General features: G+C 71.1%; 16 protein-coding genes. 9 read left to right on the top strand and 7 right to left on the bottom strand.

Going from position 1 to position 17,670, the window contains the following annotated elements:
• The first annotated feature begins 129 nt into the window (after nucleotides 1–129).
• The 7 genes from G6039_RS05260 (at nucleotide 130) to G6039_RS05290 (ending at nucleotide 10,049) form a co-directional block, all read left to right on the top strand.
• The gene (locus tag G6039_RS05260) at nucleotides 130–807 is read left to right on the top strand and encodes a TetR/AcrR family transcriptional regulator (protein ID WP_006930622.1); all 678 of its coding nucleotides are present in this window, start codon (nucleotides 130–132) and stop codon (nucleotides 805–807) included.
• Nucleotides 808–842: 35 nt separating this feature from the next.
• Entirely contained in the window at nucleotides 843–1,190 is a 348-nt protein-coding gene (locus tag G6039_RS05265; protein ID WP_006930619.1) for a type VII secretion target, read from the top strand.
• Nucleotides 1,187–2,404, top strand: a complete 1,218-nt coding sequence (locus tag G6039_RS05270; RefSeq protein WP_043798123.1) for a hypothetical protein — start codon at nucleotides 1,187–1,189, stop codon at nucleotides 2,402–2,404. Before G6039_RS05265 ends, G6039_RS05270 begins: the two co-directional genes overlap by 4 nt.
• Before the next feature lie 116 nt (nucleotides 2,405–2,520).
• A complete protein-coding gene (locus tag G6039_RS05275; RefSeq protein WP_043798125.1) occupies nucleotides 2,521–5,136 on the top strand; it encodes a carboxylate--amine ligase/circularly permuted type 2 ATP-grasp protein in 2,616 nt (871 codons plus the stop codon).
• Nucleotides 5,137–5,166: 30 nt separating this feature from the next.
• The gene (locus G6039_RS05280; RefSeq protein WP_043798243.1) at nucleotides 5,167–6,951 is read left to right on the top strand and encodes an N-acetylglutaminylglutamine amidotransferase; all 1,785 of its coding nucleotides are present in this window, start codon (nucleotides 5,167–5,169) and stop codon (nucleotides 6,949–6,951) included.
• Nucleotides 6,948–8,855 (top strand): alpha/beta hydrolase family protein, encoded by a 1,908-nt coding sequence (locus G6039_RS05285; protein WP_080688481.1) that lies wholly within the window; start codon nucleotides 6,948–6,950, stop codon nucleotides 8,853–8,855. Before G6039_RS05280 ends, G6039_RS05285 begins: the two co-directional genes overlap by 4 nt.
• A gap of 30 nt (nucleotides 8,856–8,885) precedes the next feature.
• Entirely contained in the window at nucleotides 8,886–10,049 is a 1,164-nt protein-coding gene (locus tag G6039_RS05290; protein ID WP_029543502.1) for an amidohydrolase, read from the top strand.
• Between the two features lie 64 nt (nucleotides 10,050–10,113).
• On the opposite strand, the gene G6039_RS05295 is transcribed toward G6039_RS05290, so the two are convergent.
• The 3 genes from G6039_RS05295 to G6039_RS05305 form a co-directional block, all read right to left on the bottom strand.
• Nucleotides 10,114–10,458 carry a J domain-containing protein gene (locus tag G6039_RS05295; protein ID WP_043798127.1) on the bottom strand — a complete coding sequence of 115 codons (345 nt, stop codon included), beginning with the start codon at nucleotides 10,456–10,458 and terminating at the stop codon, nucleotides 10,114–10,116.
• A gap of 272 nt (nucleotides 10,459–10,730) precedes the next feature.
• Nucleotides 10,731–11,039 carry a hypothetical protein gene (locus G6039_RS05300; RefSeq protein WP_072635180.1) on the bottom strand — a complete coding sequence of 103 codons (309 nt, stop codon included), beginning with the start codon at nucleotides 11,037–11,039 and terminating at the stop codon, nucleotides 10,731–10,733.
• A gap of 31 nt (nucleotides 11,040–11,070) precedes the next feature.
• Complete coding sequence (locus G6039_RS05305; protein ID WP_029543498.1) at nucleotides 11,071–11,487, bottom strand: Hsp20/alpha crystallin family protein; 417 nt, start codon at nucleotides 11,485–11,487, stop codon at nucleotides 11,071–11,073.
• Nucleotides 11,488–11,788: 301 nt separating this feature from the next.
• On the opposite strand from G6039_RS05305, the gene ctaD reads away from it, so the two are divergent.
• Nucleotides 11,789–13,537, top strand: a complete 1,749-nt coding sequence (ctaD, locus tag G6039_RS05310) for an aa3-type cytochrome oxidase subunit I (protein WP_029543495.1) — start codon at nucleotides 11,789–11,791, stop codon at nucleotides 13,535–13,537.
• A 98-nt stretch (nucleotides 13,538–13,635) separates the two neighbouring features.
• A complete protein-coding gene (locus G6039_RS05315) occupies nucleotides 13,636–14,130 on the top strand; it encodes a hemerythrin domain-containing protein (protein ID WP_043798129.1) in 495 nt (164 codons plus the stop codon).
• Nucleotides 14,131–14,201: 71 nt separating this feature from the next.
• Here the strand turns inward: G6039_RS05315 and G6039_RS05320 are convergent, their stop codons facing one another.
• From G6039_RS05320 to G6039_RS05335, 4 genes are read right to left on the bottom strand one after another with little or no spacing between them, the layout of a single operon-like run.
• On the bottom strand, nucleotides 14,202–14,906 hold the full coding sequence (locus G6039_RS05320; RefSeq protein ID WP_006940995.1) for a catalase family protein: 705 nt from the start codon (nucleotides 14,904–14,906) through the stop codon (nucleotides 14,202–14,204).
• A 44-nt stretch (nucleotides 14,907–14,950) separates the two neighbouring features.
• Complete coding sequence (locus tag G6039_RS05325; RefSeq protein ID WP_373867521.1) at nucleotides 14,951–15,595, bottom strand: hypothetical protein; 645 nt, start codon at nucleotides 15,593–15,595, stop codon at nucleotides 14,951–14,953.
• On the bottom strand, nucleotides 15,582–16,856 hold the full coding sequence (hisS, locus tag G6039_RS05330) for a histidine--tRNA ligase (RefSeq protein ID WP_043798133.1): 1,275 nt from the start codon (nucleotides 16,854–16,856) through the stop codon (nucleotides 15,582–15,584). The genes G6039_RS05325 and hisS overlap by 14 nt, the downstream gene beginning before the upstream one ends.
• 54 nt (nucleotides 16,857–16,910) lie before the next feature.
• Entirely contained in the window at nucleotides 16,911–17,594 is a 684-nt protein-coding gene (locus tag G6039_RS05335) for an MBL fold metallo-hydrolase (RefSeq protein WP_006940999.1), read from the bottom strand.
• Between the last annotated feature and the right edge of the window lie 76 nt (nucleotides 17,595–17,670).

The raw sequence follows: 17,670 nt of genomic DNA on the forward strand, positions 1-17,670 counted from the left end.
CGCGAGGTCACGTCTTGTCCGAATGACCGCGGCGTAACGAGTTCGTGACCGACGTTTCCTCCGTGTGACGGTCTGCTCACCGCCCGCCCGGGGCGCTGTCACCGTCCGATCTGTGCCATCGTCGAGGACGTGACCCACGCCCGTCCCGGACGCCCCCGACTGCACCGGCCACGCCGGCCCGGTTCCACCGCGCGCGCCGAAATTCTCGACGCCGCAGCAGAACTGTTCACCACCCGTGGATTCGCGTCGACCTCGACGCGGCTCGTGGCCGAGGCGGTCGGCGTCCGGCAGGCCTCCCTGTACAACCACTTCGCCACCAAGGACGACATCCTCGCGGCGCTGCTCGAGCAGACCGTCGCCCCCACCCTGTCGTTCTGCGAGCGCCTCGGCGACGACGCGCCCGCCGAGGCGCGGCTGTACGCCCTGGCGCTGTTCGACACCGCGCAGCTCGTCGCGGGACGCTGGAATCTCGGTGCGCTGTACCTGCTTCCGGAGGTGCGCACCGAGCGCTTCGCACAGTTCCACACCGCCCGGACCGGTCTGCGCGAGTGCTACCGGCGGCTCACGGTCGCCGTCCTCGACCGCCTCGGCGCCGGCGCGGACGCCGACGACCCGCGCGCCGATCTGCCGTTCCGGCTGGTCGAATCCGCCATCAACATCCGCGCGGACCGGGGCACGGACGCCGTCGCCGACCTGCCCGACGTGCTGGCGGAGGCGGCGCTGCGCGTGCTCGGATTCACCGCGCCCGCAGAGCCCGTGCGCGACGTCGCCCGCACGCTCGTCGCCCGTGTCGCCGACTCGAGTTAGAGTGCTGCCCACGCGAATCTGATTGGGGGGTCATCATGAGCGGTTTACTCGACGCTGTCGGCTCGTTCTCGACGGGAGGCGGCGTCCGTGTCGTACCCGACGGGGTCCGGGCCTTCGGCAGCACATCCCTGCGCGCCGCGGAGGAGGTCGCCCGCGCGGGCGCGATGGATCTGCAGGCCAACGTCTCGTCGCTGAGCCCCGCCATGGGCCTGATCGGCGCGGACTTCGTCGCGGCGTTCGCCGTCACACAGGGTGCGCACACCCGCACCGTCGCGCAGCTGGCATACGTCTACGCGTCCGGCGGTGTCGCCGCGCACGACGCCGCCGCCCGGTACGAGGCGCTCGACGCCGCGGTCGCCGCGGGACTCGGGGGCGCGCGATGATCGCACAGGAGACGCCGGTCGCCTCGCCCACCGTTCTCGACGCGCTGCGCGCGTCCCCCGCCGGCCCGGCCCTCGACCTGCCGCTGCCCGCGCCGCCGGCCCCGCCGACGTGGTCGCCCGAACCCGAGCTCGACGCGATAACTGAAGTGCTGCAGTCTCTTCCGGTTCCGGCAGTGCCGGGAATCGACGAAATGCTGCGTCCACTGCGCGACCTCGGCGACCTGTTCGGTACCGGCATCGTCGACGCGCTCGACCCGTCGGCGGTCCTGCAGCAGTCGTCGCGGATGCTCGACGGCGCGGCGTCGCTGGCCCGCACGGCACTGCACGCGCTGCCGGACTCGTGGGAGGGCGCACCCGCCGAGGCGGCGCTCGACAAGGGTCGCCAGGCCCAGGTCACCGCGGTCGAGCTGAGCGAACGGGGCGACGAGATCGGGGCCGTCACGCGCGCCGCCACCGCGAGTGTCGAGCGGGGCAACGTCGAACTCGGCGGGATCGCCCAGTCCTTCCTGGCCTTCGCCACCGCGACCGCGCCCGTCGCGTTGACGCCGCCGGGTCAGATCGCGCTGCTCACTTCCGCCGCCGAGCATGTATCCGCGGCACTGGCGGTGGTCGCGCGCACCCGCGGTGAGCTTCTCGGCTACACCACGGCGATGAACGCCCTCGCCGCACCCATCGCCGTGCCCGCCCCCGTCGCCGCGCCCGGCCTGCCGGCTGCGGACGACGTCGCAGCGGCGGCCACGGGAGCCGTGGACACCGTCGCCGGCGCGGTCGGTGTGTCCGACGACCTTCCCGCGCAGACGCACGCCGCGGCGTTCGGGGGTGGCACCGTCACCGCCGGCCCCACGATGACCGCCGCGACCGCACCGGTGAGCACCGGCGCCGTGGCACCGGGCGCCGGAGGCGCCGTTGCACCGGGCGCCGGAAGCGCCGTGGCGCTGGGCGCGGGAGGCGCCGTGGCGCTGGGGACCGCGGGCGGGGGTCTCACCGGCACGCCGTCGGGCCCGCGACCGCCCACGTCCGCTCCGGTGACGGCCGCAGCTGCGGCCGCACGTCATCCCCTCCCCGCCGCCGTCCCGGGCACCGGACGCGCCGACGAGGACGCTCCGCGACGGGCGCGTCCGACGATCCTGGTGACCGCGGCGAACACCACCGCCGTGATCGGCGAGGTGCCGCCGGCGACCGCCCCGGTGATCGGGGCCGGCGACGACTGGTGATTCCGAGTCCCCCGCCCCGGCGCGCGGGGCGGGGACACGGTCGACGGCCACGCTGGTGTCCGTGACCCGCGGTTTCCTTCTGCGAGGACGATCCGGGCCGCGTAGCGTGTAAACGCATGTTCGGTGGCGGTGCCCGCAAGCTTGGTGTCGAGGAGGAATTCCACCTCATCGACGCGAAGACCCGCCGTCTCACGCCGCGCGCCCCGGAACTGCTCGCGCGCCTGCCCGGCGACGTCTACGTCGAGGAACTGCAGCGCTGCGTCGTCGAGGTCAACAGCGGCGTGTTTCCGGATCTCGCGGGTCTCCGCGCAGATCTGGTGCACCGCCGGTCCGTTCTCGTCGACACCGCCGCCGAGCTCGGCCTCGGCATCGCCGCCGCGGGCGCGGTCCCACTGGCCGTGCCCGCGGAGATGCAGGTCACCGAGACGCCGCGGTATCGCCGCATGCTGGCCGACTACCAGCTCCTGGCCCGCGAGCAGCTGATCTGCGGCACCCAGGTGCACGTGGACATTCCCGACCGGGACGAGGCGGTGCAGGTCGCCAATCGGGTCGCCCCGTTCCTGCCGATCTTCCTCGCCCTGAGCGCGAGCTCGCCGTTCTGGGCCGACGGCACGGACACCGGATATGCCAGCGTCCGCAACCTGGTGTGGATCCGGTGGCCGAGTACCGGGCCGGCCGCGCCGGTGTCGTCGGCCGCCGAGTACGACAAGCTCATCGCGGACCTGGTCTCGACCGGCGTGATCACCGACCCGGGCATGGTGTACTTCGATCTCCGCCCGTCGGACCGGTATCTGACCCTCGAGCTGCGCGTGTGCGACAGCTGCCCGTCGGTGGACACGATCACGCTGATAGCCGGGCTGTTCCGCGCCCTGGTCGATCGGGAGGTGACCGACCTTCGGGCCGGTGTCCCGGGGCTCGACGTCTCGCCGACCCTGGTGCGCGCCGCCATGTGGCGCGCCTCGCGCTCCGGCCTCGAGGGTCCTCTGGTCGACGTGCAGTCGGCCACCCCGCGGCCGGCACGGGAGATCGTCGACGGACTGATCCGGTCGCTCCGGCCCCAGCTCGAGGGGAACGACGACTGGGCCCTGGTGTCGGAGCTCGCGGAGACCGCCCTGCAGGTCGGCAGTTCGGCCGCCCGCCAGCGGCGGGTGCTGCGCCGACGGGGCCGCCTGACCGACGTGGTGGATCTGCTTCTCGACGAAACCGCGGGGCGCGTGCGCGCGGTGCCGGAGATCGCCGATCCCGGTGCAACCCTGCTCCACGGCTACGTTCCGCTGCGAGCGGGCGACGTGGACGACCGGTACGACGAGGCCGTCGAGGTCGGCGGGCGTCCACGTCGCGAGTACGAGGCGGTCCTGGCCGCGGTGGCGCGGGTCGGTGCGGCCGAACTGCGCCGCATCCAGGAGTCCATCGACCGGGAACAGAGCGTCGACGGCGTGACGTTCCGGGTGAGCGGCGAGGATCGTGCCCAGGTCTTTCCCATGGACATCGTCCCGCGCATCGTCCCGCACACCGAATGGTCGCACCTGGTCCCGGGTTTGCAGCAACGCGCCCTGGCCCTCAACGCCTTCCTCGGCGACATCTACGGCGAGCAGGCCGCGGTGCGGGACGGGGTGATTCCCTCCGAGTTGCTCGACCGTGCCCCGGGCTATCGGGCCACCGGGGCCGCCGCAGCAAATCCCCCGGTGCGCGCCCACATCTGCGGGATCGACCTCGTCAGCACGGGCCCGGGCGACTTCGTGGTGCTCGAGGACAACCTGCGGGTGCCGTCGGGCGTGGGGTATGCGATGGCGCATCGCGCGATGACGACCCGGTTCCTCGGGGCCCTCGGCATGCCGGCCGACGTGATGTCCGTGGACTCGATGCCGGAGATGACGCGGCAGACGCTGCAGGCGGCGGCGCCCGCCGCGGCCGCGGGACCGGACGTCTCCGTGGCGCTGCTCAGCGCCGGGTGGAAGGACTCGGCATGGTTCGAGCACCGGTTGCTCGCCGAGAAGTCCGGACTGCCCCTCGTGCTGACCGGGGAACTGTCGGTACGCGACGACGTCGTGTACCGACACCGGGGCCGCGAGGCCACGCGAGTGGACGTGCTGTACGTCCGCCTCGACGAGGACATGCTGCTGTCCTCGATCGGGCACGACGGGCACCCGCTGCGCAGGGGGCTTCGGGCCGCGCTGCAGGCCGGCAACGTGACGATCGCCAATGCCCTGGGGAACGGGGTCGGGGACGACAAGGCCGTCTATTCGTATGTGCCGGCAATGATCGAGTACTACCTCGGCGAGAAGCCGATCCTCGAGCAGGTACCCACGTGGGTGTGCGCCGAGCGTGAGCAACGCGACTACGTCCTCGACCGGTTGGCGGAGCTGGTGGTCAAGCCGATCGACGGGTTCGGCGGCGCCGGAATCACCATCGGCCCGGAAGCGTCGCGACACGAACTGCTGGAGCGGCGTCGGGACCTGCTCACCCACCCGGAGCGATACGTCGCGCAGGAGGTCGTGCCGTTGTCGACGCATCCGACGTTCGACGGGAGCGGCCTGTTTCCGCACCATATCGACCTGCGCGCATTCGTTCATCTTCGGGCCGAGGGGCCGTCGGTGCGTGCCCACGTCGCTCCGGCGGCGCTGACCCGGGTGGCCCCCATCGGGAGCATGGTCGTCAATTCGTCCCGGGGCGGCGGGGGGAAGGACACCTGGGTGCTCGGTCCCCCACGCGGCGCGGGCAGCGACGAATAACCGGAGGGCGTGAGCCGGAAGGAGAGCACGATGTGCGGTGTGTGTGGGGAGATGCGCTTCGACGGGGCTCCCCCGGACGTGGCCGCGGTCGGGCGGATGACCGACGCCATGAGCGCCCGGGGCCCCGATGCGGCCGGCCTCCACGCGCGCGGATCGGTGGCGTTCGGGCATCGGCGGCTGACGATCATCGACCTGTCGGCGCGCGGCAGCCAGCCGATGATCGACAGTGAGCTCGGGTTGGCACTGGTCTTCAACGGGTGCATCTACAACTACCGGGAGCTGCGCTCGGAACTGGAGGGGGCCGGCTACCGGTTCTTCTCGACGGCGGACAGCGAGGTGGTGCTCAAGAGCTTCCACCGTTGGGGCGCGGAATGCGTGCAGCACTTCAAGGGCATGTTCGCATTCGCCGTGCACGACACCGACACCGGCGCGGTGACCCTGGCCCGCGACCGGCTCGGCATCAAGCCGCTCTATCTGGCGGAGGGCCCGGGACGGTTGCGCTTCGCCTCCACCGTGCCGGCGTTGCTCCGCGCCGGCGAGGTCGACACCACCGTCGATCGCGTCGCGCTGCACCACTACCTGAGCTTCCACTCGGTGGTGCCCGCACCGCACACGATGCTGCGGGGGATCCGGAAGCTGCCGCCGGCGACCGTGCGGGTGATCGAGCCCGACGGTGGCAGCACCGAGCACCGCTATTGGGAGCCCGCATTCACGCGGGACCCCGCGCGGACGACGTGGACGGCCGTGGATTGGCAGGAAGCACTGCTGGATTCGCTGCGGACCGCGGTGAGCCGGCGAATGGTCGCCGACGTGCCGGTGGGGGTGCTGCTCTCGGGAGGCATCGACTCGAGCCTGGTCGTGGCGTTGCTCGCGGAGCAGGGCCAGCGAGACCTGGCCACGTTCAGCATCGGATTCGATCCGGCCGGTGGCGAATCCGGGGACGAGTATGTCTACTCCGATCTCGTGGCGCGGAGGTTCGGCACCGTCCATCACAAGATCCACATCGACTCGTCCCGGCTGTTGCCGGCGGTGCCGAAGACCGTGGCGGCGATGAGCGAGCCGATGGTCAGCCACGACTGCGTGGCGTTCTACCTGCTGTCGGAGGAGGTGAGCAAGTCGGTGAAGGTGGTGCAGTCCGGGCAGGGCGCCGACGAGATCCTCGCCGGCTACGACTGGTATCCGCCGCTGACGGAGGTGGCCCGGGAACGGTCCGCCGAGGCGTACGCGAAGGTGTTCGCCGACCGTACCCACGCCGACATCGTCGCGCTGCTCGACCCTCGGTACTCCCTCGATCACGACGCGAGTGGCGAGTTCCTGGCCGAGCAGCACGCCGCGGCGGGGGCGGCGACGGCGGTCGATGCGGCGCTGCGTCTCGACACGACGGTCATGCTGATCGAAGACCCGGTCAAGCGGGTCGACACGATGACGATGGCGTGGGGCCTCGAGGGGCGGGTGCCGTTCCTCGACCACGACTTCGTCGAACTGGCCGCGACCTGCCCGCCCGAACTGAAGCTGGCCTCCGGCGGCAAGGGCGTCCTCAAGGAGGCGAGCCGCAAGCACCTGCCGGCGGAGATCATCGACCGGACCAAGGGCTACTTCCCGGTGCCGGGCATCCGGCACCTCGACGGGGACGTACTGACCCTGGTGCGCGATGCGTTGCACAGCCGGAGCGCCCGCGACCGCGGGCTGTACCGGCCCGAAGCACTCGACGCGCTGCTCGCCGACCCGAACCGGCATCGCACCACCCTCGGGGCGAACGCCCTGTGGCAGGTGGCCCTGCTGGAAATGTGGCTCCAGGAAATGGAACAGCTGTGAGCGGCGAGACGGAGACGACCCCGGTGGCGCGAACACCGGATGCCGCGACGACCGCCGCGGCGGCACAGCCGCGCCACATCCGCTTCACGTCGGGTGCGTCGGTCGCGCCGGACGGCACGGCGATCGCTCATCTCGTCGACGACGGCGGCTATCCCCGTGCGGTGCAGCGGTTCCTGTCCGGCCGCGCCACGAGCGCGGCGCGGTGGGTCGAGTTGCCGGTGGACGGGCCGGTCACCCGGATCATGCACTCGGCGGACGGCCGTTGGCTGGCGTGCGAGGTGGCGCCCGACGCCGGTACGCGCACCCAGGTATGGGTGGTGAGCACCGACCCCGACGACCGCGGCGCCCGCCGCCTCGGGTCGGCCGGGGACTCCTCGACGGAACTCGTCGGGTGGGACGGGAACCGGGTGGCGACGGTCGCCACCGACGAGGAGGGGGTGGCGGAATCCCGGCTGGTGGACCCGCACACCCAGGACACCGTGGTGCTCGATCGCCGCGTCGGCGGTCACCTCGTCGACGCGTGGGCGGGGTCGGCGCTGCTGCGGGTCGGTCCGCGCGGCCACCGGGAGTTGCTGCTGCTGCACGAGGACGGCACGCGGATTGCGCTGCTGCCCAACGACGTCGGTTCCACCACGGACGCCGGGGTCATTCTCGACGACCATCGGCTGCTCGGCGTGGTGGACCAGCTTCGTTCGCCGTGGGCGTCCAGCGACGGCGAACCGGAGAGATATCTGCGGTCGCTGGTGCGCAGCGACAACGGCGCGGAGTTCGCGCGGCTGCTGGGCGTGGCGGTGTCGTCGGAGGGCGTGTCGTACCGGGTGCTGGCCGAGCGGGAGGACGGCGATCTCGACGAGTTCGCCGTGAGCGACGACCACAGCACGGTAGCCCTGCTGTGGAACCACAAGGGTCTGAGCCAGTTGCAGATCCTGCACCTGGCGGACGGCTCGCTCGACGATCCCCTCGGGTTGCCCGGACTGGTGGCATCCGAACTGAGCATCAGCGCGGACGGCTCGCTGCTGGCGGTGACCGTGCAGGGTCCCGGAATGCCGCCTTCGGTGGAGATCGTCGATCCGCGGACCGGGGAGTGGGGCCCCGCGGAGGCCGCGCGGACCCGGATGGACGACGACGATCTGCCGACGTTGCTCGAGTTCCCGGCACGGGACGGGACGCCGCTCTCGGGTTGGCTGTATCGGGCGCAGGGCAGCGGCCCGGGCCCGGTGCTGCTGTACTTCCACGGCGGACCGGAAGCCCAGGAACGGCCCGGATACAGCGACTACTACCCGGCGATCGTGGCGGCGGGATTCACGGTCTTCGGGACGAACGTGCGCGGGTCCGGCGGTTTCGGGCGGACGTTCATGCACGCCGACGACCGCTACGGGCGGTTCGCCGGGATCGACGACGTGGCCGACTGCGTGCAGTACCTCGTCGACCACGGCATCGCCGATCCCGCCCGGGTGGCGTGCGCGGGCAGATCGTACGGCGGCTACCTGACGCTGGCATCGCTGACCTTCCACGCCGAGTTGTTCGCCGCCGGGATAGCGATCTGCGGGATGAGCGACCTCGAGAGTTTCTACGCCAACACCGAGCCGTGGATCGCGGCGGCGGCCTACCCCAAGTACGGGCATCCGGTGCACGACCGGGAACTGCTGCGCGAGCTCTCCCCCATCCATCGGATCGCGGAACTGCGGGCACCCCTGCTCGTGGTGCACGGGGCGCACGACACCAACGTGCCGGTCAGCGAGTCGGAGCAGATCGTCGCCGCGGTACGCGACCGGGGTGGGATCGCCGAGTTCCTCCTGTTCGACGACGAGGGCCACGACATCGTCAAACGCGAGAACAGGGACGTGCTCGCCGAGGCCATGGTGAACTGGCTGACGAGCCGGCTCGGTACGGCCGGCCCGTAGATGTCACCGAACCGACGGAGTTCTCGACGGATGAGGATCGACCACGACCGCCTCGTCGCCTGGCGACGGGACCTGCATGCCCACCCGGAGCTGTCGTTCGCGGAGTTCCGGACCACCGCGCTGGTGCGCGATCAGCTCGTCTCGCTCGGGCTGGACCCGGTGACGCTGCCCGGCGGCACCGGCCTGTGGTGCGACGTCGGCCCGGACACCACCGGATGCATCGGGTTGCGGGCCGACCTCGACGCGTTGCCGCTGACCGAGACCACCGGGTTGCCGTACGCGTCGACCGTGGAGGGCGTGTGCCACGCGTGCGGGCACGACGCCCACACCGCGATGCTGCTGGAGGCGGCCACCGTGCTCGCGGCGGATCCGCCCCCGCAGCGGGTGCGGTTGATCTTCCAGCCCGGCGAGGAGACCACCCCCGGTGGTGCGCTCGAGGTCGTCGCCGCGGGTGGCCTCGCCGGGGTGTCCCGGATCTTCGCCCTGCACTGCGCCCCCCAGCTCGAGGCGGGCAAGCTCGCCACCCGCGCCGGGCCGATCACCTCGTCCGGGGCCGTTCTCACGGTGCGGTTGTCCTCGCCCGGCGGCCACTCGGCCCGCCCGCACCTGACCGGCGACCTGATCCACGCGGCGGGCGTGCTGGTGACCGGGCTGGCGTCGGTGCTCGATCGGCGCCTCGACGCCCGCACCGCCACCGTGCTGACATGGGGCCGGATCCACGCCGGCCACGTCGGCAACGCCATCCCCGAGTCCGGTGAACTGGTGGGCACGCTGCGCAGCGCGTCGCATCGGACGTGGGCGACGGTCGAGCCGCTGGTGCGGCGCAGCGTCGCGGAACTGCTCGCACCCTACGCGGTGGACCACGAACTGGACTACGTGCAGGGCGTGCCGCCGGTGGTCAACGACGCCGAGGCAACCGCCGAGATGCTCGCCGCGATCGAATCCGTGGTGGGCCTGGAGAATCTGGCCGAGGCGGGACAGTCCAGCGGCGGCGAGGACTTCGCGTGGTACCTCGAGCACGTCCCGGGGGCCATGGCGCGATTGGGAGTCTGGGACGGGACGAGCCCGCGACACGATCTCCACAAGCCCGACTTCGAACTGGACGAACGAGCCCTGGTGTACGGGGCGCGCACCCTGCTGGCCCTCGCCTACGGAGGCAAGTACGAACCTCGTACGCCTGACCCGAGCGAATGAACCATGCTGTCGGACTGATCGAGTGAGCGATACATTCGCTCGGGGAAGCGCCCGCGCGGCGCCGTCACCGGTGGCGACGGACGGGTCCGGCCCGGATGGGCGGATCCGCCGCGGGGGGCGGGTCCGAGCGACGCACGGTCACCCGGACGGTCCGCGCGGAGGGCCGGGTGACCGTGTCGGCACGGCGGCGGTCGTACTCCGCGCGGCGGTGCGGATCGCGCAGGACGGCGTAGGCCGCGACGATCCTGCGCAGCTGCTCGTCCGGATCCGGGCCGAAAGGGACATCCGGGCTGCGGAGGTCGGGGTGGTGCTCGCGGAGCTTGCGGCGGAAGGCCGCGGTGATCTCCGCCTGCCCGGCAGACCCGGGCACGCCCAGCACGGCGTAGAGATCGGGTTCCCTGCCGGACACGGCCCCGCCCTTCCCTTCCGTTGTCGACGCCGAACGGCGTGACGGCGCGTGACAGGAGCGAACGCCCGGCCACCCGCCTCGTGGATGGGTACGAACGGCGGGTGGCCGGGCGTCGGCGATGATCGGGTGCGGCCCGCACTGTGTGTGCCGAATACCGGCGGTGCGCTGCCCGGTCACCGGCTCCGGGCCGGTGCCCCGCCCAGCGCCTCGTGGCTGCCGTCCGGGCGGGCGGCACGCACGTCAACGCCTGGCGACTCTGCTGCGATGTCGTATCACCGTCCTTTCGCTACTACGTGGCTTCGGCGGGCCGATCCGGTACGGACCGGAGGAGAGCGCTGCGTGGCAACCACTTCCCCCGGAGCCCGCGTCCCGGCTCGACCCGGCGGTCCCGCGGTGCGCGCCGCGCCCCGCGGACGACGGACCGCGGCGGTCCGGCACCTCGGGTCCGCCACCGGTCGTCGCGGCCGGGGCCACTCGAGCATCTCCAGCTCGAGATCGAGCAGGAGCAGCTCGAGGTCCACGCCGTCGACGGTGGGCGGCTGCCCGACGGGCGGTTCGGCAATCAGGTCGAGTTCGTCCATGGTCGTCTCCCGGGGACACGCCTCGGACGGATCAGCCGTCGATCGCCTTCTTGTCGCCTACCGCGATCTCGATCTTGCGCGGCTTGGCCTTCTCCGCCACCGGGATCGTCAGCCTCAGCACGCCGGCGTCGTACGTCGCCTCGATGTTGTCGGTGTCGAGGTTCTCGCCGAGGAACAGCTGCCGGCTGAACACTCCGCGCGGGCGCTCGGCAGCCACCATCTCCTGACTCTGGTCGCGTGCCGGCCGCTCTGCGTGCACCGTCAGCACGTTCCGTTCGACGTCGAGGTCGAGCGAATCCTCGGCGACGCCGGGCAGATCGAACTCGACGACGAACTTGTCGCCCTCACGCCAGGCGTCCATGGGCATCACCGCGGGACGGGCCGCCGTGCCGAGAACCTGCTGCGCGAAGCGGTCGAGCTCGCGGAACGGATCGGTGCGCATCAACATCGTTTCCACCTCCACAGACTCTCTTCGTGCCGGTTGAGGAGAGCGGTCGATCTATGCTGGCCGCTACACCTTTCTTGTACCACTCACAACACAGCGGGGCAAGGAATTGTTCCCGGAAACCCCTCGAATTCCGCGCGGACGGACGACAATCCGCCTCGCAAAACCTCCCGCGCGCGGCCGGTGCCGGTTACGCTCGACCTACCGCATGATGCCGCGGTCGTTCCGGGGTGCCGTCTCAGGCCGAGCGGAGCACCCGGCGCCGCAGCGACATCGCCGCCCCCGGGAGGCGCAAGGAGGCACCATGGTTGTCACCGAGACGAAGGCCGTTCGCCCGTATCCGCCGCGGTATGCGCCCAAGGGCTCGACGTTCTACAAGCTGGTCACGACGACCGACCCGAAGATGCTCGGGCTGATGTACATCGTGACCTCGTTCGCCTTCTTCCTGATCGGCGGGCTGATGGCCCTGCTGATCCGCAGCGAACTCGCCGTCCCGGGCATGCAGTTCCTGTCCAACGAGCAGTACAACCAGCTGTTCACCATGCACGGCGGCATCATGCTGCTGATGTACGCGACCCCGATCGTGTTCGGGTTCGCGAACTACATCCTGCCGCTGCAGATCGGCGCGCCCGACGTCGCGTTCCCCCGGCTGAACGCGTTCAGTTACTGGCTGTACCTGTTCGGCGCCTCCGTCGTGGCCTTCTCCCTCGTCACCCCGGGCGGCGCCCCGGACTTCGGGTGGACCTCCTACGTTCCGCTCGCGGACGACCTGCACAGCCCCGGTGTCGGCGGAAACCTGTGGTTCGCCGGTCTGGCCGTCGCCGGTCTCGGCACCATCCTCGGCGGGGTCAACATGATCACCACGGTCGTGTGCCTGCGTGCCCCCGGTATGACGATGTTCCGGATGCCGATCTTCACCTGGAACATCTTCATCACGATGATTCTGATCCTGCTGATCTTCCCGCTGCTGACCGCCGCGTTCATGGGAGTGCTGGTCGATCGCGTGCTCGGCGGCAACATCTACGACCCGGCCAACGGCGGGGTGATGCTCTACCAGCACCTGTTCTGGTTCTTCGGCCACCCCGAGGTGTATGTCATCGCGCTGCCGTTCTTCGGCATCATCTCCGAGGTCATTCCGGTGTTCTCGCGTAAGCCGATCTTCGGCTACACCGGCCTGGTCTACGCGACCCTGGCGATCGGCGCCCTGTCGATGGCCGTGTGGGCGCATCACATGTACGCCACCGGCGCCGTGCTGCTGCCGTACTTCTCGTTCATGACGTTCCTGATCGCGGTGCCCACCGGCGTGAAGTTCTTCAACTGGATCGGCACCATGTGGCGGGGGCAGGTGACGTTCGAGACCCCGATGCTGTTCGCGGTCGGCTTCATCATCACCTTCCTCTTCGGCGGCCTGACCGGCGTGGTCCTCGCCAGCCCGCCGCTGGACTTCCACGTCCACGACTCCTACTTCGTCGTCGCGCACTTCCACTACGTGCTCTTCGGCACCATCGTGTTCGCCACCTACTCGGGCATCTACTTCTGGTTCCCGAAGATGACCGGGCGGCTGATGGACGAGCGCCTCGGCAAGTGGCACTTCTGGCTGACCTTCCTCGGCTTCCACACCACGTTCCTGGTGCAGCACTGGCTGGGCAACGAGGGCATGCCGCGCCGCTACGCCGACTACCTGCCGTCGGACGGGTTCACCACCCTCAACACCATCTCGACGATCGGTGCCTTCACCCTCGGCGTGTCGACCCTGCCGTTCCTGTGGAACGTGTTCAAGAGCTACCGGTACGGGCAGGTCGTGATCGTCGACGACCCGTGGGGTTACGGCAACTCCCTCGAGTGGGCCACCACCTGCCCGCCGCCGCGGCACAACTTCTACGAGCTGCCGCGCATCCGCTCCGAGCGCCCGGCGTTCGAGCTGCACTACCCGCACATGGTGGAGACCATGCGGGCGGAGGCGCACGTCGGCGTCGGCCGGCGCCACGCCGCCGAGGTGGCCGAGGAGCCCCACGTCCGGGACACCGCCGAGCGGACACCGCCGAGCACCTGATTCGGACGGATCGGTGTAATCGGGCTCCTGCCGGGGTATCTGGAGCGCACGCCCCTCACGGCGGCGGGCATTCGAGAACCACTTCGGCGGGAGGCCTGGTGTCCACTGACGCGATCGTGTTGTTGAAGGAAGACCACAAGGAGATCCGGAAGCTGTTCCGCGAGTTCCGCGGAGCGGACGACGGCGACGAGAAGGGCCGGATCGTCGGCCGGATCATCGAACTGCTGACGGTGCACACCTACATCGAGAACGAGGGCATGTACCCCGAGGTGCGCGCGCTGCTGCCCGACCTCGAATCGGACATCCTCGAATCGTTCGAGGAGCACCACGTCGCGGACGTCCTCGTGACGGAACTGGCCGGGATGAAACCCGACGCCGAGCGGTTCGACGCGAAGACGACCGTCCTCATCGAGAACGTCGAGCACCACATCGAGGAGGAGGAAGAGGAGTGGTTCCCGAGGGTGCGGGAGGCACTCGGCCGTAAGCAGCTACAGGAGATCGGGGCGCGGATGCTCGAGCTGAAGGAGAAGGCCCCGCACTCCCCCGCGCAGCCCTCGGCCCTGAAGAAGACGATCGACGCCGTCGTGAGCTGACGCGTCGCCGGACCGGTTCCGGTCCGGCCCACGAAGGCCGGGGGTGCAGAGTTGCTCTGCACCCCCGGCTACTACGTTCCGGCGGTGTCGAGGAAACCGCTCCGCGCGGACGCGTCGGATGCCCCGCGTCCCGAGCGGCTGCCGCGGTATGCGTCGCGGCGGAACGGCACGAGCCAGCGCGGCCACAGCTCGACGGCCGCCGGGTGGTTGAGCACCGGATCGAACGACGGCTGGGCCTCGTCGGAGGCGGGCACCGCGGACTCGAGCGTGACGCGGCCGGCCGGCACGAGCGGCCCACGGGCCGAGGCCACGTGCAACGAGAACAGCAACGGGACGCCGTGCCGGGCCAGTTCCAGGACGGACGTCGAGGACGGCTGGTCGCCCTCCGGGAACGCGAAGATCCACCGCGGCGCGAGGTCGACATTCGTGCGATAGGCCATCAGGGAGCCGTACCGCGCGGTCGACCAGCCCCGGGCCGGCAGCAGGACCGCCCTGGTGGGCACGTGCAGGGTGGCGAGCAGGATGTCCCACGGGCCGTCCTCGAGGGAGAACCGCAACGCCAGACCCAGGATGTCGGGCACGCCGTCGGGCGTGCCCACGGCGCCGGACAGCCGCGCGGTGACCGGCACCCGCGCCGGTGCCGGAACCGGCCACCACCGCGAATCCAGTTCCGCGACGCCCCGGAAGAGCACCCCACGTGGATGGAACACCCGCGCCCCGCGCAGCGCGGAGGCGGCTCGGAACGGCCCGGAGAACACCGAGTGCAGCGAGATCATGCGCCCCGCATACCCGGGGTACCCACAGCCCAATCGGTCCGCGCTCACTCGACGAGCGAGGCCACCTCGTGGTCGGTGAGCGTGGTCTGCGGCACGCGCCCGGCGTCACGGGCCAGCAGCACCGCCCGGTACAGCGGCCGCTGCTCGAGCCCGGCGTCGCGGGCCTCCGCCCGCAGCTGCTCCACCAGCACCGACGACATCGCGGCGGCCGAGGCCAGCTCGCTCGCCGCCAGCGCGTCGGCGAGTCGGCGCAACGCCAGTACGTCGAGCTCCCGGCAGCCGCCGTTCGCGTACAACGCCAGCGGAACCGACACGAGCCGATCCCCGTCGTTGAGCCGCAACACCACCTGACTCACCCGCAGCGCCGACACCACCAGCTCGACCCCGGCGAGGTTGCGCAGCTCCACCCGCCGGGTGCGCAGCGCCCCCTTCGCGGTGACCGTGGTGCCGTCGATCCAGCGGTGCCGGCGCAGCACCGCCAGGGCGCCCACCGCGGGCGGCACCCCGACGAGCACACCGAACACGACCGCAACCAGCGGGCTGGACACCAGGTACACCAGCAGACCGGCCACCACGCCGATCAGGAGGGAGAACACCGCGACTCTCCCGGCGCGGGGCGCGAGCACCCGCGTGGGGATCAGGTCCAGACGGGTCGGCGCGGGACGGGCCGACGGGTCAGGTGCGGGCAACGACGTCCCCGACCCGGGCGACCACGTCGTCGAGCGGCACGGTGTGCTGTTCGCCGGTGCGCAGGTCCTTGACGACGATCTCGCCGGCCTCGAGTTCGCGCTCCCCCAGCACGAGCGCGACCACGGCACCGGAACGGTCGGCGGCCTTCATCGCGCCCTTGACGCCGCGACCGCCGTACGCCAGGTCCACGCGGATGCCGGCGGCGCGCAGCCGGTGGGCGATCGGCACCAGCGTCGACTTGGCGGCCTCGCCCATCGGCACGCAGAACACCTCGCAGCGGGCGGGGCTGCCCGCGGTCCTGCCCTCGGCGGCGAGCGCGAGGACCGTGCGGTCGACGCCGAGCCCGAAGCCGATACCGGAGAGCGGCTGGCCGCCGAGCTGCGCCATCAGGCCGTCGTAGCGGCCGCCGCCACCGATCCCGGACTGGGCGCCGAGCCCGTCGTGGACGAATTCGAACGTCGTCTTCGTGTAATAGTCGAGGCCGCGCACCATGCGCGGGTTGATCGTGTACGGCACGCCGAGCGCGTCGAGATGCGAGCGCACCTCGTCGAAGTGCGCCTTGGCCGTGTCGGAAAGGTGGTCGAGCATGAGCGGCGCGTCGGCCGTCATCTCCCGCACGTGGGGGCGTTTGTCGTCGAGCACCCGCAACGGGTTGATCTCGGCGCGGCGGCGGGTCTCCTCGTCCAGGTCCAGCTTGAACAGGAACTGCTGCAACAACTCCCGGTACTGCGGGCGGCACGTCTCGTCGCCGAGGGACGTGATCTCGAGGCGGAACCCCTCGAGGCCCAGGCTGCGGAATCCGGCGTCGGCGACGGCGATGACCTCGGCGTCGAGGGCCGGATCGTCGACGCCGATCGCCTCGACGCCCACCTGCTGCAGCTGGCGGTACCGGCCGGCCTGGGGGCGCTCGTACCGGAAGAACGGGCCCGAGTAGCTCAGCTTGACGGGCAGCTGGCCACGGTCGAGGCCGTGCTCGATCACCGCCCGCATCACACCCGCGGTGCCCTCCGGGCGCAGCGTGACGGACCGGTCGCCGCGATCGGCGAACGTGTACATCTCTTTGCTGACGACGTCGGTGGACTCGCCGACGCCGCGCGCGAACAGTCCGGTGTCCTCGAAGATCGGCAGCTCGATGTGCCCGTAGCCGGCCAGCCGCGCCGCGCGGGTCAGCCCGTCGCGCACGGCGACGAACTCCGCGGACTGCGGGGGGACGTAATCGGGTACACCCTTGGGCGCCGAGAACGTGGAGGGCTTGCTCAACTGTCGCTGCTTTCTCTCGTCGGTGGATCGGAGGCCGGGCCGGCCCGGGCCGGGTCAGCGGGAGCCGGCCAGCCCCACCAGGAACGGGTTCGACACCCGCTCCTGGCCGATGGTGCTGGACGGGCCGTGGCCGGGCAGGATCGCGGTGGCGTCGTCGCGCACGAGCAGTTTCGCCGCGATCGACGCGAGCAGCTGTTCGTGGTTGCCACCCGGCAGGTCGGTGCGGCCGATCGACCCCTGGAACAGGGTGTCGCCGGTGAGGGCGATCTCGACGTCGTCGCCGTCGGGGGTCGTCGCGTGGGTGCGCAGCACCACCGAGCCCTGGGTGTGCCCCGGGGTGTGATCGACGGCGAACCGGATGCCGGCGTGCTCGATCTCGTCCCCGTCGGCCAGTTCGATCACGGTCCGCGGCTCGGCGAATTCGGCGCCCTCGAGGAACGGCTTCAACGTCGGGCCGATGCCGCGCCCGGGATCGGTCAGCATGTAGCGGTCGTCCGGATGGATATAGGCCGGGATGTCGTAGCGGTCGGCGACGGCCTGCGCCGACCAGATGTGGTCGAGGTGCCCGTGGGTGAGCAGCACCGCGCGCGGCGTCAATCCGGACCGGGTGAGAAAGTCGGCGAGGGGCTCGGCGGCATCCTGCCCGGGGTCGACGACGACGCATTCCTTCGCGTCGTCCTGCGCGAGGATGTAGCAGTTGGTCTGGAACATCCCGGCGGGGAATCCGGTGACGAGCACGGGCATCGCTCCTACGGTGTGGGCCTTCGCGTGGCCCCTACAGCCTAGGCCGGGCTCCCCGTCGCCCGGTTCTCAG

It is taken from the genome of Rhodococcus aetherivorans, from assembly GCF_011058165.1.
In the GTDB taxonomy this organism is placed as follows: domain Bacteria; phylum Actinomycetota; class Actinomycetes; order Mycobacteriales; family Mycobacteriaceae; genus Rhodococcus; species Rhodococcus aetherivorans.

What these genes read in the sequence shown, in the direction of transcription:
- G6039_RS05265 (WP_006930619.1), top strand. Translation starts at nt 843, where the DNA reads ATGAGCGGTTTACTCGACGCTGTCGGCTCGTTCTCGACGGGAGGCGGC.
- G6039_RS05270 (WP_043798123.1), top strand. Translation starts at nt 1,187, where the DNA reads ATGATCGCACAGGAGACGCCGGTCGCCTCGCCCACCGTTCTCGACGCG.
- G6039_RS05275 (WP_043798125.1), top strand. Translation starts at nt 2,521, where the DNA reads ATGTTCGGTGGCGGTGCCCGCAAGCTTGGTGTCGAGGAGGAATTCCAC.
- G6039_RS05280 (WP_043798243.1), top strand. Translation starts at nt 5,167, where the DNA reads ATGTGCGGTGTGTGTGGGGAGATGCGCTTCGACGGGGCTCCCCCGGAC.
- G6039_RS05290 (WP_029543502.1), top strand. Translation starts at nt 8,886, where the DNA reads ATGAGGATCGACCACGACCGCCTCGTCGCCTGGCGACGGGACCTGCAT.
- G6039_RS05300 (WP_072635180.1), bottom strand. Translation starts at nt 11,039, where the DNA reads ATGGACGAACTCGACCTGATTGCCGAACCGCCCGTCGGGCAGCCGCCC.
- G6039_RS05305 (WP_029543498.1), bottom strand. Translation starts at nt 11,487, where the DNA reads ATGTTGATGCGCACCGATCCGTTCCGCGAGCTCGACCGCTTCGCGCAG.
- ctaD (WP_029543495.1), top strand. Translation starts at nt 11,789, where the DNA reads ATGGTTGTCACCGAGACGAAGGCCGTTCGCCCGTATCCGCCGCGGTAT.
- G6039_RS05320 (WP_006940995.1), bottom strand. Translation starts at nt 14,906, where the DNA reads ATGATCTCGCTGCACTCGGTGTTCTCCGGGCCGTTCCGAGCCGCCTCC.